Consider the following 16,005-nt stretch of genomic DNA (forward strand, 5'->3'; position numbering starts at 1 on the left):
GGAGGACCCGCGACCGCGGGCGCGCCCCGGCGGGGCCTCCCGGGGCGCGGGCTCAGGCGTGGCCGGCCTGCTGCATCTGCCGCAGCTCCTTCTTCAGGTCCCCGAGCTCGTCGCGGATCCGGGCGGCGAGCTCGAACTGCAGCTCCTCGGCGGCGGCCTGCATCTGCTGGGTCAGCTGGGCGATGAGGTCGGTGAGGTCCTCGGCGGGGGCCGCGGCCAGGCCGTCGTGGCGCAGCTTGTCCTCGGCGGCGGCCGCGGCGTCCCGGCCCCCGGTGGCGGCGGTCTTCTTCCCGGCCGCGGCGCGCTGGGCGAGCAGCTCCCGGGTGTCCTCCTCCTCCCGGGCCAGCTGGTCCGTGATGTCGGCGATCCGCTTGCGCAGCGGCTGCGGGTCGATGCCGTGCTCCTCGTTGTAGGCGACCTGGATCGCCCGGCGCCGGTTCGTCTCGTCGATCGCCGTGGCCATCGAGTCGGTGATCCGGTCGGCGTACATGTGCACCTGCCCGGAGACGTTGCGGGCCGCGCGCCCGATGGTCTGGATCAGGGAGGTCGTGGAGCGCAGGAAGCCCTCCTTGTCGGCGTCGAGAATCGCCACGAGGGAGACCTCGGGCAGGTCCAGGCCCTCGCGCAGGAGGTTGATGCCCACGAGGACGTCGAAGCTGCCCATCCGCAGCTCGCGCAGCAGCTCGACGCGGCGCAGGGTGTCGACGTCCGAGTGCAGGTACTGGACCTTGACCCCGTGCTCCATGAGGTACTCGGTGAGGTCCTCGGCCATCCGCTTGGTCAGCGTGGTCACGAGCACGCGCTCGTCGCGCTCGACCCGCAGGTTGATCTCCTCGAGGAGGTCGTCGATCTGGCCCTTCGTGGGCTTGACGATCACCTCGGGGTCCACCAGCCCGGTGGGGCGGATGATCTGCTCGACGTAGCCGTCGGCCTGGGAGAGCTCGTACTTGCCCGGGGTCGCGGAGAGGTAGACGGTCTGGCCGATCCGCTCGAGGAACTCGTCCCACTTCAGGGGCCGGTTGTCCATCGCCGAGGGCAGCCGGAAGCCGTGCTCCACGAGGGTGCGCTTGCGGGACATGTCCCCCTCGTACATGCCGCCGATCTGGGGGATCGTCACGTGGGACTCGTCGACCACGAGCAGGAAGTCGTCCGGGAAGTAGTCGAGCAGGCAGTGCGGGGCGGACCCGCGGGGGCGGCCGTCGATGTGCAGCGAGTAGTTCTCGATGCCGTTGCAGTAGCCCATCTGCTCCATCATCTCGAGGTCGTAGGTGGTGCGCATGCGCAACCGCTGGGCCTCGACGAGCTTGTTCTGGGACTCGAGCTCCTTGAGCCGCTCGGCGAGCTCCGCCTCGATGGTCTTCACGGCCCGGGCCATCCGGTCGGCCCCGGCGACGTAGTGGGAGGCGGGGAAGACGTACATCTCGGTCTCCTCCCGGATGATCTCCCCGGTGAGCGGGTGGAGGGTGTAGATCGACTCGATCTCGTCGCCGAAGAACTCGACCCGCACCGCGTGCTCCTCGTACATCGGGATGATCTCCACCGTGTCCCCGCGCACCCGGAAGGTGCCGCGGTGGAAGTCGACGTCGTTGCGGGCGTACTGCATGTGCACGAACTTGCGCAGCAGCTCGTCGCGGTCCATCTCCTCCCCCCGGCGCAGGGTGACCATCTGGGCGACGTACTCCTCGGGGGTGCCCAGGCCGTAGATGCACGAGACGGTGGCGACGACGACGACGTCGCGGCGGGTCAGCAGCGCGTTGGTCGCGGAGTGGCGCAGCCGCTCGACCTCCTCGTTGATCGAGGAGTCCTTCTCGATGAAGGTGTCCGTCTGCGGAACGTAGGCCTCGGGCTGGTAGTAGTCGTAGTAGGAGACGAAGTACTCGACGGCGTTGTTGGGCAGCAGCTCGCGCAGCTCGTTCGCGAGCTGCGCGGCGAGCGTCTTGTTCTGCACCATCACCAGGGTGGGCCGCTGGACGCGCTCGATCAGCCACGCGGCGGTGGCGGACTTGCCGGTGCCCGTGGCGCCCAGGAGCACGACGTCCTTCTCGCCGGCCTCGATGCGGGTGGCCAGCTCCTCGATCGCCTTCGGCTGGTCGCCGGCGGGACGGTAGTCGGAGATCACCTCGAAGGGGGCGACGACGCGGTTGATCTTCTGCGCGAGGCTCATGGTCCCCAGGCTACGCGCCGCCCCCGACACCCGGGGCGGGTTCCTCCGGAGGCGATCGGGCCCCGGTGCTGGACAACCCGCCCCGCCTGCCGTAGGACAGGAGCACCACCGCGCGCAGGCGCGGGCCGGCTCGGGAAGGACCGCCATGACCATCGCCATCACCGGCGCGACCGGGCAGCTGGGCCGGCTCGTGCTCAGCGCCCTGCTGCGCCTGGACGTCCCGCGTGAGCAGCTCGTGGCCGCCGGCCGCAGCCGGGAGAAGCTGCGCTCCCTGCGGGAGCTGGAGCTGACCACCGCCCGGATCGACTACGGCGACCCGGCGAGCCTGGACGCGGCGTTCGACGGCGCCGACGCCGTCCTGCTGATCTCCTCGAGCGAGGTCGGCAGCCGGGTGGACCAGCACCGCAACGCGGTCGAGGCCGCCGTGCGCACCGGGGTCGGGCGCCTCGTCTACACCAGCGCCCTCGGCGCCGACCGGGGGAAGCTGCTGCTGGCCGACGAGCACCTGGCGACCGAGGAGCTCGTCACCGGCTCCGGGCTGCCGTGGACGATCGTGCGCAACGGCTGGTACACGGAGAACTTCGAGCCCGCCGTGCACTACGCGGCCGAGACCGGGCTCGTGCTCTCCAACGCGGGCGACGGGAGGGTGACCAGCGCCACCCGCGAGGACTACGCCGAGGGCCTCGCCGCCGTGCTCGCCCAGGACGGGCACGCGTGGCAGACCTACGAGCTCTCCGGGGACGACGCGTGGGACCACGACGAGCTCGCCGCGACCCTCACCCGGGTGCTGGGACGCGAGGTGGTCCACCGCCGGCTGAGCCCGGAGCAGCACCTCGCGGCGCTCGAGGAGTCGGGGGTGGACGAGGCCACCGCGCGCTTCCTCGTGGCCCTCGACGCGAACATCGAGGACGGCGCCCTGGACCTGGTCACCGGGGACCTGTCCCGGCTGATCGGGCGGCCCACCACCGCCCTGGAGCAGGCCCTGCGCACCATCGCCGGCGACAGCTACGTGTAGGCCCGCCGGCGTCGCGGGCCGGGAGGCCGCGGCGGGTGTAGGTTGTGCGCATGCCGTTGGAAGAGGCACTGCTGCGGGCCCGCGTCCGCCGCCTCACCCGCCGGGCCCGGCCCCGCCCCCGGACCCCCCGTCCCCGCCGCACCACCGACCCGCGCGAGGTCACGCCCAAGCGCACGGCCCAGCTGCTCGTCGGCGCCTTCGCCGCCGCACTGGTCGTGGGCACGGTCCTGCTCGTGCTCCCCGCCGCCCGCACCGGCCCCGGCGGGGCCACGCCGCTGGAGGCCTTCTTCACGGCGGCCTCCGCGATCTGCGTGACCGGGCTGGTCGTGGTCGACACCCCCGTCTACTGGACCCCGTTCGGCCAGGCCGTGATCCTGGCCCTGATCCAGCTCGGCGGCTTCGGCGTGATGTCCTTCGCCACGGTGCTGGGGATCCTGCTGTCCCGGCGCCTGGGGCTCTCGGCCCGGATCACCAGCGCCACGGAGACGAAGAGCCCCGGCTACGGGGACATGCGCGGGGTGCTGCTGCGGATCCTCGCCACGACCGTGGTGATCGAGGCCGCCGTGGCCGCCGCCCTGGGGCTGCGCTTCGGCCTCGGCTACGGCTACGAGCCCGGCCGCGCCCTGTGGCACGGGGTCTTCCACGCGGTCTCGGCGTTCAACAACGCCGGCTTCGCCCTGTACTCGCTGTCGATCACGGACTTCGCCGCCGACCCGTGGATCACCCTGCCGCTCATGGTCGCGGTCGTACTGGGCGGCCTCGGCTTCCCCGTCCTCCAGCAGCTGCGCCGCGAGTGGCGCCGGCCGCTGCGGTGGAGCATGAACACCCGCGTCGTGCTCATGGCCACCGCGGTCCTGCTCGGGGCCGGCACCGTCTTCCTGTGCGCGGTCGAGTGGTCGAACCCCGCCACGCTCGGGCCGATGCGGACGGACGAGAAGCTGCTCGCCGGGCTCTTCCAGTCCGTGATCGCCCGCACCGCCGGCTTCAACAGCATCGACGTCACCGCCATGCACCCCGTCTCCTGGCTGGGCCTGGACCTGCTCATGCTCATCGGCGGCGGGCCCGCCGGCACCGCCGGCGGGCTGAAGGTCACCACGGTCGCCGTGCTGGGCTTCGTCGCCTGGGCCGAGATCACCGGGCAGGGTGCCGTCACCGTCCTGGGCAAGCGGCTCTCCCGGTCGGTCCAGCGCCAGGCCACCACCGTGGTCGTGCTCGCCCTGGGCGCCGTGGTCACGGCCACGACGGTGCTGATGCTCCTGCACGAGGACCTGGGCCTGGACCGGATCCTCTTCGAGGTGGTCTCGGCCTTCGCCACGGTGGGACTGTCCACGGGCATCACCGCCCAGCTCTCCCCCGCGGCGCAGCTCGTGCTCGTCGCCCTGATGTTCCTGGGCCGGCTGGGGCCCATCACGGTGGCCACGGCCCTGGCCGCCCGCACCCGCCGCACGCTCTACGAGCTGCCGAAGGAACGACCCCTGATCGGCTGAAGCACCCCGACCCGTTCGCTCCGCGGCCGCACCCGGCCGCCCGAGACTCCCCGGAGGCTCCCCGCATGTTCCCCGCCCGCGGCGGCTCCGCCGCCCACCGCTCCCCGCGCCGCCGCCGCGAGCCCGCCACCGTGGCCGTGATCGGCCTGGGCCGCTTCGGCGCCGCGCTCGCCCTCGAGCTGATGCGCAACGGGGCCGAGGTCCTCGGCATCGACACGGCCGAGGAGGTCGTGCAGGAGCTCAACGGCCGGCTCACCTCCGTGGTGCGCGCCGACGCCACCCAGGAGCAGGTCCTGCGCCAGCTGGGCGTGGACGAGTTCGACAAGGTCGTCGTGGGCATCGGCTCCGACGTCCAGGCCAGCATCCTGGTCGCCTCCCGGCTGCTGAAGTTCGGCCACCCGGAGATCTGGGCGAAGGCCATCACCACCCCGCACGCCGAGATCCTCGACCAGCTCGGGGTCCACCACGTGATCAGCCCCGAGCACGACATGGGGGTGCGCGCCGCCCACCTCATCCAGGGGCGGGTGCTGGACTTCCTCTCGATCGACGAGGGGTTCGCGCTGATCCGCTGCCCCGCGCCGGAGGCGGTGCAGCAGCACCCGCTCGACGCGCTCGACGTCCGCCGCGCCCACGGGGTCGCCGTCGTCGCCGTGCGCCGCCCCGGCCAGGGCTGGGAGGCGACCGAGCCGGGCACCGTGCTCTACGAGGACGACCAGATCCTCGTCACGGGCCCCACCCGGGCGGTGGAGGCCTTCGGCGAGCTGGTCTGAGGCCGGCTCAGTCCAGCAGGCGGCGCATCGCCTCTACCGCGGCGTCCCCGTAGCCGCCGCCGAAGCGGTAGGCGTGGCGCAGCAGCGGCGGGAGCTGGTACCACGGCACCCGCTCCCGCCAGCCCACCGCCGGCGGGTGCTGCGCCGCGTAGGCGGCGAAGCAGGCCTCGCCGAAGCCGCCGAAGAGCAGCATCATCGCCAGGTCGATCTCGCGGTGGCCCCAGTACGACGACGGGTCGATCAGCCAGTTGCGGCCGTGGACGTCCACGAGCCGGTTGCCGGCCCACAGGTCGCCGTGCACCAGCGTGGGCGGCTCGGCCGGGCCCGCCAGCTCCCGGGCCCGCGGGGCGAGCTCCGCCAGCAGGTCCTCCGCCACCGGGTCGATCCGCCCGGCCGCGAGCGCGTCGTGCAGCAGCGGCCGGATGCGCCGCTCGAGCAGGAACTGCGCCCAGTCCCCGGCCGGTGACATGTCCGGGCGCGAGGACCCGATCCAGCCGGGCAGGTCCGGGTCCAGGGCCCCGTAGTGCGGGCCGCGGGTGCGGTGCAGCTGCGCGAGCCCGCGCCCGAGCTCCTCCTCGGTGGCCCTCCCCCGCCTGCCGCCCTCCTCGATCCACTCGAGCACGATGCCCCCGGCGCTCCAGCGCACGACCTCGGGCACGCCCAGGGAGGGCGGGGCGTGCTCGCGCAGCGCCTCGAGGCCGGCGACCTCGGTGGCCATCATCCCCTCGGGGGCGCCCGCCACGGTCTTGGCGAACAGCGGGCCCCGGGCGGTCTCCAGGCGGTAGGCCGCGGCGGTGTCGCCGCCGCCGACGGGCACGGCCCGCTCGACGTCGAGGCCGGCGGTCAGGTCGGGGGGCAGGTCCGGGGAGCTCATGCCCCCGTTCTACCGCACCCGTCCCGCCCGCACACGGCGCCCGGGACTACTGGAGGCGCTCGTAGTACTCGCTCCACTTGGCCTCGCCGCGGTCGTAGACGGCCTGCCAGTCCTGCTGGAGCCGGTCGTCGGCCGCGTTCCAGTTGGCCAGGTGTGTCCGGTCGCCCCAGTCCCAGATCGTCCTGCCGCGCTCGTCGAAGAAGTCCCAGACCTCCTGGCGGACCTGCTCGTCCACGTCCTGGCCGAGCATGTTGGCCAGGCGCTTGCCGCGGTTGGACTCCTCGTTGGAGGTGCGTTTGATGCGGTTGCCGACCTCGTTGGCCAGGCGCTTGTTGGCGTTGCCGGCCTCGTTGATCTCGCGCAGCTCGGTGCCGCGCCACTCGTTCCAGGCCCGGGCCATCGCCGCGTTCTGCTTCCGCCAGTAGGCCTCGAGCTCCGCGCGCGAGCCCGCGCGGGTGTACTGCCCGCGGCCGGCCTCGGCGATGGCCGCCAGCGCCTGCTGGTCGGCGTCGCCGGTCTGGAAGCCCAGGACGTTGACGACCGGCTCGATCCCCGAGGCGCTCAGCCGCTCGGCGGCCGCCACGGGGTCCCCGCCGCAGGTCTCCACGCCGTCGGTGACCACGTAGACGATGCCGTCCGTGGCGTCCTCGGGGAAGTCCCCGGCGGCCGCCTCGATGCCGCGCGCCAGCGGGGTGAAGCCGGTCGGGCGGACCTCGTCGAGGGCCGCCTCGAGCTCCTCGGCGTCCGCGGGCCCGGAGTAGACGACCTCGGTCGTCGTGCACGACTCCCGCTTGCCGGACTCGGTGGCGTCACCGGCGTGCCCGTACAGGCGCAGGCTCACCGTGCTGCCCTCCGGCAGCTCCTCGACGAACCCGGTCAGTGCCGCGCGCGCCGCGTCCATGCGCGTGCCGCCGCCCGCGTCCAGGGCCATGGAGTCGCTGGCGTCGAGCACGAGCGCGAAGTGGTTGGTGCCCACGCTGCGCGCCCCGGCCGGTCCGGTGGCGGTCGCGGTGGGCTCCGCGCCGCGCTCGCCGGTGCCCGGGTCGAAGCGCACGGTCGTGCGCACGTCCTCGGCGTAGTCGCCGTGGATCTGGGCGAGGATCGCCGCGCTCCACTCCTCGGCGGTGCGCGGGTCCCGCTCGCGGGCCGCGGCGAGGACCTCCTCGTCGGTGCCCTCCTCGGCGTGGGGCCCGGGCTCGACCAGCAGGGACCGCTCCAGCGGGGTCGGTTCCCGCGGGGCGTCCTCGAGGGGGACCTCGGCCAGCCCGTGGTCGGCCGTCCAGGGCGTGGTGCCGGGATCCGCGCCCGACGACGACGGGGCGGCCGCCGTCGCCGAGGCCCCGGCGCTCTCCGGGGCGGTGGTCGTCCCGGCACCGCCCGCGCAGCCGGTCAGCAGCGCGGCCGCGCAGACGACGGTCAGGGGGAACTGCAGGCTGCTGCGCACGGCGGGCCTCTCCTCGGTCCTCGGGTGTTTGCTTTCGCCCACCATACGTCGCGGATCGGCGCAGACCGCGACGCGGAGAAGGTGGCGTGACGGGTGCCCGACCTGGTTCACGGTTCTTCGTCGCAGTCCTTGTCCGAAGGCGCTTCACGGCCTTCTGGCACGTGGGACGACGTCGGTGCGTCGCGGGCCTGCGCCCGCTGGCGCAGCAGCCCGGAGACCACGAAGCCCAGGGCCACCGAGCAGACGAGGGCCACCACGGAACTGTCGACCAGCCGGGAGAGCGCGGGGTAGAGACCGCCCAGCAGGAGGGCGGTCAGGAACGGTCCCTTGCCGGGCCCCTCGGTCCGGCCCTGCGGTGCGGTGCTCATCCCCCGACCCTACGGGGCGCGGGAGGCGCCCCGGGCGACCGACGCCCGCCGGGGCGAGGTGGCCCGGCACGGCGGGCGTCGCCGGGCCCGTCCCGCCGTGGGGTCGGGACGCGGTCACATCCGCTGGTAGCGGGCGCGCACGCCCATGAAGACGCCGTAGCAGATCAGGCCCACGGCCACGGCCCCGAGCAGCCACATGCCGTAGGGCTGGGCGGCGAGGGTCTTGAGGGCACCGTCGAGGCCGCTGGAGTCCTCGGGATCGTGACGGGCGGTGGCGAGCACGACGATGCCGCCGAGCACGGCCAGGGCCACGCCCTTGGCCGCATACCCGACCGTGCCGAGCCACGTGACGGCATCCCCGGCGCGTCCCGGGGGCAGCTCGCCGAAGTGCTTGAGGAACCCGCGGGTCACCCCGCGGTGGACGAACCAGATCCCGGCCACGGCGATGCCGGCGCCGACGAGGTAGAGCAGCACCGTGCCGGCCGGGTGGGCCATGAGCCGGGCGCTCCAGGACTGGCTCGCGGCGCTGGAGTCACCGCCCCCGCCGAGCGCGGCGGCGCCGAAGGTCGCCCCGATCGCCCCGTAGACCACCGCCTGGCCGAGGTGCTTGAGCAGGTGCTGGGCGCGCTCCTTGCCGTCGAGCCGGCGGGCGCCGACGAGCGCCTCGCTGAGCAGGAACACCGCCAGCGCCACCGAGCCGAGGAAGCACACCCACAGCAGCACCGCCCCGCCGGGGCTCGCGGCGAGCTGGGCGACGGCGCCGCTCTGGTCCGCGGAGCCGGAGCCGCCGCCGGCCACGCGCAGGGCGATGACGCCGATCATCAGGTGCAGCAGCCCCGAGGCCGCGTAGCCCACGCGCGCGGCCAGCCGCAGCCCGCGCGAGTCCCCCGCGTCCTCGGCGGCGCCCGCCGCCCTCCGGACCTGCCGACCGACCTCGCCCATGACGCCCCCGCTCCCGTGTGGTGTCCCAATCCTCCCACCCCGGAGGGTCCCCGTCACGACGCCGTTGTGGGGCGCGGGAGGCTCGCACGGCGGCGGCCCGTGCGGAGCCCGCTGCGGGGCTCGCGAACGACGACGGGGCGCCGCCCGTTCGGGCGGCGCCCCGTGCCGGCGCCCGGCGGCTGCGGCCGGGGCGGGTGCTCAGTTGCGCTCGGAACCGGTCCGGGGCTGCTCGGCGGAGTCGTCCCGGTGGAAGAGGTACTCGTTGCCGTGCTCGTCCCGCTCGATCTGGAAGTGCTCGCAGACCTCGCGGTACCACTGCTCGGCGGCGGGGCTGATCGGGGCGCCGGCGGCGTCCTGGGGCGCCCGGTCCCCCGGCCCGTACACGCGCATCGCGATCCGGTTGAGGCGGTCGAGGAGGGAGGAGCGCGGCACCTCCGGCCCGCCGGTTCCCTCGTGCTGTCTCTTCATGGCGTCCCCCTGGAGGCCGCGGGTGCAGGTGCGACCAGTGTAGACCCGCACCCGCGGCCGGGGTCAGGGCCGGATCCGCTGCTCCTCGGGGCGGACCGTGCGCATCGAGCCCGTGTGGTACGCCTGCACGTAGTCCGGCTGCGCGGGGTGCTCGATCGGCGGGGCGTTGTCCGGCTCGGAGCCCTCGACGTAGTCCGGGGCGACGACGACGCCCTCGTCGAGCTGACCGGTCGTGGTCCGGCGCTGGAACTCCTCCGGGGGCAGCACGCGGCGCCAGCGGCGGGTGGGCAGCACGCCGACCTCGCCGGCGTCCTCGCGCAGGGCGCGCAGCAGCGAGTAGATCATCACGTAGCCGAGCACGAAGAACGGCAGGCCGATGAGGATCGCGACGTTCTGCAGGGCGGTGAGGCCCTCGGCGCCGGTGGCGGTGAGCAGGATCGCGGCGATCACGCCGATGGCCACGACCCAGAACACCCGCTGGAGCACCGGGGACTCCTCCTCGTGGCCGCTGCCCATGGTGTCCATGACCAGGGCGGCGGAGTCGATGGAGGTGATGAAGAAGAACACCACGATGAGCACGCCCACCGCCGAGGTGACCGTGGACAGCGGGAAGTTCTCGAGGAAGACGAACATCGCCCCGGGGATGTCGCCCTCGGTGACCACGGCTTCCACCAGCCCGCCGTCGCCGTTGCGCTCGATGTCGAACACCCCCATCCCGAAGATGCCGAACCAGATGATCGTGAACAGCGTGGGGAGGGCCAGCACGCCGGAGACGAACTGGCGGATGGTGCGCCCGCGGGAGATGCGGGCGATGAAGATCCCCACGAACGGCGACCAGGTGATCGTCCAGGCCCAGTAGAAGACCGTCCACCCGCTCTGCCAGCCGGTGTCGGCGAGGGTGTCGTTCCAGAAGGCGAGGGCGGGCAGCATCGACAGGTACGTGCCGGCGGACTCGACCGTGCCCTTGAGCATCATCACCGTGGGCCCGGAGACCAGGATGAACACGAGCAGGGCGATCGCGATGAGGATGTTGGCGTTGGACAGCCGCTTGATGCCGCGGTCCAGGCCCAGGGCCACGGAGACCGCGGCGACGATGCTCACGGCGGTGATGATGAGGATCTGCGACAGCGCCGACTCGGAGATACCGAACAGGCGGGCCAGGCCGCTGTTGATCTGCATCGTGCCCAGGCCGATCGAGACAGCCACGCCGAAGAGGGTGCCGACGATCGCGAGGATGTCGATGACCCGGCCCACGGGACCGTGGATGCGCTCCCCCAGCAGCGGCTGGAACATCGAGGACACGCGCGGGGGCAGGTTGCGCTTGTACATGAAGTAGCCGAAGGCCAGGGCCGGGAGGGTGAAGATCGTCCAGGTGTGCAGCCCGAAGTGGTAGAGCGTGAAGCCCATCGCCTCGGTCGCCGCCTCCATGGACTCGGGGGCCACGCCCTGGCGGGGCGGGTTCGCGTAGTGGTTCACGGGCTCGGCCACGGCCCAGAACATCAGGATCGTGCCGATGCCGGCGGCGAAGAGCATCGCGAACCAGGACATGTTGCTGTGCTGGGGCCGCTCGTCGTCGGCGCCCAGGCGGACCTGTCCGAACCGGCTGATCATCAGGTAGACCAGGAAGAGCAGGAAGACGGTCACGCCGAGGATGTAGAACCAGCCCAGCTGTTCGATGACCCAGGCGGAGCCCTGGGCGAAGACCGCGTCCATGGTGTCGGTGAACACGAGGGTCAGCACGACGAAGACGAGGATCACTGCCGCCGAGCCGAAGAAGATGGTGGGGCTCGTCCGCAGGCGGAGAGCGTCGTGGAGTCTGTCGAGCATCGCAGGGTACTTCCCCGGTCGCCGGCTGCTCCTTCGAACGGCCGGCGGCCGTGTCTCGGGGTGTTGCTTCGGTTGCACAGCACCTTATCGCGCGCTGGGAGCCGCCCCGCTCCCCCGTGGCCCTCCCGGGCGGGTCAGGCGGGGGTCCGCCGCCGCGGGGCGACCTCGGCGTCCCACCAGGCGTCGACCCGCTCGCGTAGCCGCTGCGGGGTGCCGTCGTTGACGAGCACGGTCGTGGCGACCGCCGCCCGCTCGGCGTCGGTGGCCTGCGCGGCGATCCGGGCCCGGGCGTCCGCGGCCGTCATCCCCCGGTCCTCGACCATCCGCCGCACCCGCTCCTCCTCGGGTGCCTGGACGACGAGGAGGAGGTCGAAGCGGTCGTGCCGTCCGGTCTCCACGAGCAGGGGGATGTCCTCCACGAGCACCGCGTCCTCCCCCGCCGCCGCGGCCAGGCGCTCGGCCTCGGCCCGGACCAGCGGGTGGATCACGGCGTTGAGGCGGGCGCGCGCCGCCGGGTCGGCGAAGACGAGCGCCCCGAGGGCGGGCCGGTCCAGGCGCCCCTCGGGGGTCAGCACCCCGGGGCCGAACTCGGCGACGATCCCCTCGAGCCCGGGCTCGCCGGGCTCCTGGAGGGCGCGGGCGATGGCGTCGGCGTCGACGACGGTGGCCCCGCGCTCGGCGAGGCGGCGGGCGACCGTGGACTTGCCGGAGGCGATCCCGCCCGTGAGTCCGATGGTGAGCACGCCCCCATGCTAGCCGGGTCCTAGGCTGTCGGGCATGGACCCCGAGCCCGCCCTCAGCCGCGCCACCCGCTACACGACCCTGGCCGCGGGCACGGAGGCGGTGGCCGAGCTGGAGATCAAGCGCTCGCGCTTCCTGGCCGTGCTGGGCCGCGCCGGGACCGAGACCGAGGCGCGGGCGCTGACCGAGCGGCTGCGCCGGGAGCACCACGACGCCCGCCACCACTGCTCGGCCTTCGTGCTGGGCCCCGACCGGGACGTCCAGCGCTCCTCCGACGACGGCGAGCCCGCCGGGACCGCGGGGATCCCCATGCTCGAGGCCCTCGTCCAGCGCCGCACCGGCGCCGACGCGCAGGGCCGGGACCGCACCGACCTCTCCGACGTCACCGCCGTGGTCGTGCGCTGGTTCGGCGGGACGCTGCTGGGCGCCGGCGGGCTCGTGCGCGCCTACTCCGAGGCGGTCTCGCGGGCCCTCGACGCCGCGGCGCTCGTGGACCGTGAGCGGCTGCGCCGGTGGTCCCTGCCGGCCGGGCACGCCGAGGCCGGGCGGCTGGAGAACGAGCTGCGCGCCGCGGGGACCCTCGTGCTGGGGACCGCCTACGGGCCCGCCGGGGCCGAGCTGCTGCTGGCCGTGCCCGACGACGGGGACGCCGCCGCGGGCCTGGCAGCCCGGGTCGCGTCCCTCACCGCCGGCACGGGCGTGCTCCGCCCGGCCGGCACCGACTGGGTCGACCTGCCCCGCTGAGGACCCCCGCACGCGCGAACGGCCCCCGCCCTGGGGGCGGGGGCCGTTCGTGGGGCTCGGGCGCGGTGCGGGCACCGCTGCCGGGGCGCCGCTACCGGGTCACTGACCGGTGAGCTTCTCGCGCAGCGCGGCCAGGGCCTCGTCGGAGGCCAGCGTCCCGGAGTCGGACGCCGGAGCCTCGGAGGAGTAGCTGGTCGGGGCCGGCGCGGAGGACGACGACGAGGAGGAGGAGGACGAGGTCGTGCCGCCGGCGGCCGCCTCGGCGTCCTCGGCGATCGACTTGCGAACCTGCTCCTTGTGGGCCTCCCAGCGGGCCTGGGCGTCGGCGTACTGCTGCTCCCAGGCGGCGCGCTGCTCCTCGTAGCCCTCGATCCACTCGTTGGTCTCGGGATCGAAGCCCTCGGGGTACTTGTAGTTGCCCTGCTCGTCGTACTCGGCGGCCATGCCGTACTGGGCCGGGTCGAACTCGGTGGAGTCCGGGTCCACGCCCTCGTTGGCCTGCTTGAGCGACAGCGAGATGCGGCGGCGGTCCAGGTCGATGTCGATGACCTTCACGAACAGCTCCTCGCCCACGGAGACGACCTGCTCGGCCATGTCCACGTGGCGCTGGGCCAGCTCGGAAATGTGCACCAGGCCCTCGATGCCGTCCTCGACGCGCACGAACGCACCGAAGGGGACGAGCTTGGTGACCTTGCCCGGCACGACCTGCCCGAGGGCGTGGGTGCGGGCGAACAGCTGCCAGGGGTCCTCCTGGGTCGCCTTGAGCGACAGGGAGACGCGCTCGCGGTCCATGTCGACGTCCAGGACCTCGACCGTGACCTCCTGGCCGACCTCGACGACCTCGGAGGGGTGGTCGATGTGCTTCCAGGACAGCTCGGAGACGTGCACGAGGCCGTCCACGCCGCCCAGGTCGACGAACGCGCCGAAGTTGACGATCGAGGAGACCGTGCCCGTGCGGACCTGGCCCTTCTCGAGCTTGTGCAGGAAGTTGGAGCGAACCTCGGACTGGGTCTGCTCGAGCCAGGCGCGGCGGGACAGGACCACGTTGTTGCGGTTCTTGTCCAGCTCGATGATCTTCGCCTCGATCTGCTGGCCGATGTAGGGCGCGAGGTCGCGCACGCGGCGCATCTCCACGAGGGAGGCGGGCAGGAAGCCGCGCAGGCCGATGTCGAGGATGAGGCCGCCCTTGACGACCTCGATGACGGTGCCGGTGACGACGCCGTCGTCCTCCTTGATCTTCTCGATGTCGCCCCAGGCGCGCTCGTACTGAGCCCGCTTCTTGGACAGGATCAGGCGGCCTTCCTTGTCCTCCTTGGTGAGGACCAGAGCCTCGACCTCGTCACCCACGGTCACGACCTCGTCGGGGTCGACATCGTGCTTGATGGACAGCTCGCGGGACGGGATGACGCCCTCGGTCTTGTAGCCGATGTCGAGAAGGACCTCGTCGCGGTCGACCTTGACGACGGTGCCCTCGACGAGGTCGCCGTCGTTGAAGTACTTGATGGTCGCGTCGACGGCGGCGAGGAAGTCCTCCTCGGTTCCGATGTCGTTGACGGCGACCTGCGGGGTGGTGGTGGTCATGTAGTAGGGGCTCCGATGGGGATAGGTTCTGATCAGCCGGAACGGTGCCGCCCGTGCGGGCGGCGGTCCGGTCCGGAGGACTTGTGGACAGGGCACGTGCAGAGCACGCACCGGGTCAGTCTACGGTCGGGCCAAAACGCGGTCAACACGCCCCGGGCGCGGTGGCGGGTCCCCCCTCAGAACTGGGTGACGCCGTAGGGGGCCGTGGGGGTCTCCATGAGGTCCTGCAGCGCCCGCAGCGCGTCCTCGTCCCGGGCCACGACGAGCCCCGCCCGCGCCAGCGTGCTGGCCTTGACCGCCCCGAGGTACAGCGACCCGAGCGCGTCCACGCGCATCGCGGCGTCCGCCCCCGGCGGCAGCTCCACCGCCGGCAACGAGGCCCCGGCGTCGTCGTCGGCGGTGCGGGGCCGGTCCCCGACGCGCTCCACCACGGGCGTCCCTCCCGTGGTGTCGAGGGCGAAGAGCCCGTCGGCGTGGCCCATCGGGTCCACGACCGAGAGCACGACGCGGCGGCGGGCCGTGTAGGAGCGCGCCGCGAGGGCCGCGACGGGGTCGAGCACCCGCAGCCAGATCCGGTCCGACTCCCCCGTCACCCGGTAGTCGCCGCGGTCGGCCAGCGCCCACGCGAGCGGGTCCTCCACCGGGGCGCGGCCGAAGCGGACCCGGTCCACGAGGTCCAGGGAGGTGACGAACTCCCACAGGGCGATCGAGACGTCCGGGCTCGCGCCCACGAGGTCGACGACCGTCAGCGTCAGCGGGTAGCCGGTCGTCGGCTCGAACCGGTAGGTCACCCACCCGTCCGGGCGGCCGTGCTCGTCGTGGTGGACCGCGCAGCGCACCGCGGGGTCCGGCTCCTGGGCCGTGAGCCCGTACTCCCCCGTGTACTCGCGCCAGTGGTAGGACACGCGGCTGACCGAGCCGTGCGAGCTCTCGTGGAAGCGGCGGAACAGCCGCGGGGCCAGCTCCCGCAGCGCCTCGGGGTCGGCCAGCTCCACGGTGCCGGAGGTCGGGGCCTTCAGCCGCAGCCGGGGCGTGGCGCTGACCTCGACCGTGCGGTCGAAGGTCGCCGCCCCGAAGCCGAAGCGGCCGTAGATCGTGGCCTCGGTGACGGTCAGCAGCGCCACCGCGTGCCCGGCCGCGCGGGCCGCGGCCAGCTCCGTGCCCATCAGCGTGCGCAGCAGCCCGCGGCGGCTGTGGGTGGGGCGCACGGTCACCTCGGAGATCAGCCGGGCCGGCAGCAGGGCCAGGCCGCCCACGTTGAGCGTGCCCTCCCAGGACGCGAACGTCGCCGCGGGCCGGCGCGGGGGCAGCGCCGCCTCGGGGACCTCCCGCGGGTGGGCGGCGCACAGCAGCACCCGGTCCTCGTGCAGCCACGCGAGGGTCCGCTCGAGGGTCTGCGGGGTCGGCTCGGTCTGGTGGAAGCCCTGGCGCACGGCGCGCACCCACTCGACCGCCTCGGGGTTGGCGGAGGGCCCGCCGGGGTCCACGCGGAAGCGCGTGACCGTGTACTCGTGCCCGCCCGCCGCGTACTCCTGGACGGCCGGGGGCTCGGTGGGCTGCTGCGCTCGGTCCGCCACGGC

14 protein-coding genes are annotated in these 16,005 nt (G+C 73.5%); 4 read left to right on the forward strand and 10 right to left on the reverse strand.

What is annotated here, in order from left to right; translation table 11 throughout:
- Positions 1-52 precede the first annotated feature (52 nt).
- A complete protein-coding gene (gene uvrB / locus LQU92_RS02035; protein WP_101852459.1) occupies positions 53-2,164 on the reverse strand; it encodes an excinuclease ABC subunit UvrB in 2,112 nt (703 codons plus the stop codon).
- A gap of 145 nt (positions 2,165-2,309) precedes the next feature.
- Here uvrB and LQU92_RS02040 point away from each other — a divergent pair, with 145 nt between their 5' ends.
- The 3 genes from LQU92_RS02040 to LQU92_RS02050 all read left to right on the forward strand — a co-directional run bounded on the left by LQU92_RS02040 (position 2,310) and on the right by LQU92_RS02050 (position 5,436).
- A complete protein-coding gene (locus tag LQU92_RS02040) occupies positions 2,310-3,179 on the forward strand; it encodes an SDR family oxidoreductase (RefSeq protein WP_230660332.1) in 870 nt (289 codons plus the stop codon).
- Between the two features lie 50 nt (positions 3,180-3,229).
- Positions 3,230-4,666, forward strand: a complete 1,437-nt coding sequence (locus LQU92_RS02045) for a TrkH family potassium uptake protein (RefSeq protein ID WP_230660335.1) — start codon at positions 3,230-3,232, stop codon at positions 4,664-4,666.
- Between the two features lie 65 nt (positions 4,667-4,731).
- Positions 4,732-5,436, forward strand: a complete 705-nt coding sequence (locus LQU92_RS02050) for a TrkA family potassium uptake protein (protein ID WP_058858652.1) — start codon at positions 4,732-4,734, stop codon at positions 5,434-5,436.
- A 7-nt stretch (positions 5,437-5,443) separates the two neighbouring features.
- Here LQU92_RS02050 and LQU92_RS02055 read toward each other — a convergent pair whose 3' ends face one another.
- The 7 genes from LQU92_RS02055 to coaE all read right to left on the reverse strand — a co-directional run bounded on the left by LQU92_RS02055 (position 5,444) and on the right by coaE (position 12,102).
- Positions 5,444-6,310, reverse strand: a complete 867-nt coding sequence (locus tag LQU92_RS02055) for a fructosamine kinase family protein (protein ID WP_230660338.1) — start codon at positions 6,308-6,310, stop codon at positions 5,444-5,446.
- 46 nt (positions 6,311-6,356) lie between these two features.
- Complete coding sequence (locus LQU92_RS02060) at positions 6,357-7,754, reverse strand: VWA domain-containing protein (protein ID WP_230660341.1); 1,398 nt, start codon at positions 7,752-7,754, stop codon at positions 6,357-6,359.
- Positions 7,755-7,861: 107 nt separating this feature from the next.
- Positions 7,862-8,122 (reverse strand): hypothetical protein, encoded by a 261-nt coding sequence (locus LQU92_RS02065; protein WP_230660344.1) that lies wholly within the window; start codon positions 8,120-8,122, stop codon positions 7,862-7,864.
- 114 nt (positions 8,123-8,236) lie between these two features.
- Positions 8,237-9,064 (reverse strand): DUF1206 domain-containing protein, encoded by an 828-nt coding sequence (locus LQU92_RS02070; protein WP_101852466.1) that lies wholly within the window; start codon positions 9,062-9,064, stop codon positions 8,237-8,239.
- 198 nt (positions 9,065-9,262) lie between these two features.
- Positions 9,263-9,532: a hypothetical protein gene (locus LQU92_RS02075; RefSeq protein ID WP_083529576.1), complete on the reverse strand. Its 270-nt coding sequence runs from the start codon at positions 9,530-9,532 to the stop codon at positions 9,263-9,265.
- A 63-nt stretch (positions 9,533-9,595) separates the two neighbouring features.
- Positions 9,596-11,359: a BCCT family transporter gene (locus LQU92_RS02080; RefSeq protein WP_101852467.1), complete on the reverse strand. Its 1,764-nt coding sequence runs from the start codon at positions 11,357-11,359 to the stop codon at positions 9,596-9,598.
- A gap of 134 nt (positions 11,360-11,493) precedes the next feature.
- Entirely contained in the window at positions 11,494-12,102 is a 609-nt protein-coding gene (gene coaE / locus LQU92_RS02085; RefSeq protein ID WP_230660347.1) for a dephospho-CoA kinase, read from the reverse strand.
- Positions 12,103-12,136: 34 nt separating this feature from the next.
- On the opposite strand from coaE, the gene LQU92_RS02090 reads away from it, so the two are divergent.
- Complete coding sequence (locus LQU92_RS02090) at positions 12,137-12,844, forward strand: YigZ family protein (protein WP_230660349.1); 708 nt, start codon at positions 12,137-12,139, stop codon at positions 12,842-12,844.
- Between the two features lie 99 nt (positions 12,845-12,943).
- Here LQU92_RS02090 and rpsA read toward each other — a convergent pair whose 3' ends face one another.
- Entirely contained in the window at positions 12,944-14,425 is a 1,482-nt protein-coding gene (gene rpsA / locus LQU92_RS02095) for a 30S ribosomal protein S1 (RefSeq protein WP_230660352.1), read from the reverse strand.
- Positions 14,426-14,601: 176 nt separating this feature from the next.
- Entirely contained in the window at positions 14,602-16,002 is a 1,401-nt protein-coding gene (locus LQU92_RS02100) for a GNAT family N-acetyltransferase (RefSeq protein ID WP_230660355.1), read from the reverse strand.
- Positions 16,003-16,005: the final 3 nt, after the last annotated feature.

Source organism: Kocuria sp. LUK (assembly GCF_021012935.1).
Taxonomy (GTDB): Bacteria; Actinomycetota; Actinomycetes; order Actinomycetales; family Micrococcaceae; genus Kocuria; species Kocuria flava.

Excerpts from the sequence above, each read along its gene's own strand:
- uvrB (WP_101852459.1), bottom strand. The coding sequence starts at position 2,164 with ATGAGCCTCGCGCAGAAGATCAACCGCGTCGTCGCCCCCTTCGAGGTG.
- LQU92_RS02090 (WP_230660349.1), top strand. The coding sequence starts at position 12,137 with ATGGACCCCGAGCCCGCCCTCAGCCGCGCCACCCGCTACACGACCCTG.
- LQU92_RS02040 (WP_230660332.1), top strand. The coding sequence starts at position 2,310 with ATGACCATCGCCATCACCGGCGCGACCGGGCAGCTGGGCCGGCTCGTG.
- rpsA (WP_230660352.1), bottom strand. The coding sequence starts at position 14,425 with ATGACCACCACCACCCCGCAGGTCGCCGTCAACGACATCGGAACCGAG.
- LQU92_RS02080 (WP_101852467.1), bottom strand. The coding sequence starts at position 11,359 with ATGCTCGACAGACTCCACGACGCTCTCCGCCTGCGGACGAGCCCCACC.
- LQU92_RS02065 (WP_230660344.1), bottom strand. The coding sequence starts at position 8,122 with ATGAGCACCGCACCGCAGGGCCGGACCGAGGGGCCCGGCAAGGGACCG.
- LQU92_RS02050 (WP_058858652.1), top strand. The coding sequence starts at position 4,732 with ATGTTCCCCGCCCGCGGCGGCTCCGCCGCCCACCGCTCCCCGCGCCGC.
- LQU92_RS02045 (WP_230660335.1), top strand. The coding sequence starts at position 3,230 with ATGCCGTTGGAAGAGGCACTGCTGCGGGCCCGCGTCCGCCGCCTCACC.
- LQU92_RS02055 (WP_230660338.1), bottom strand. The coding sequence starts at position 6,310 with ATGAGCTCCCCGGACCTGCCCCCCGACCTGACCGCCGGCCTCGACGTC.
- LQU92_RS02075 (WP_083529576.1), bottom strand. The coding sequence starts at position 9,532 with ATGAAGAGACAGCACGAGGGAACCGGCGGGCCGGAGGTGCCGCGCTCC.
- LQU92_RS02070 (WP_101852466.1), bottom strand. The coding sequence starts at position 9,064 with ATGGGCGAGGTCGGTCGGCAGGTCCGGAGGGCGGCGGGCGCCGCCGAG.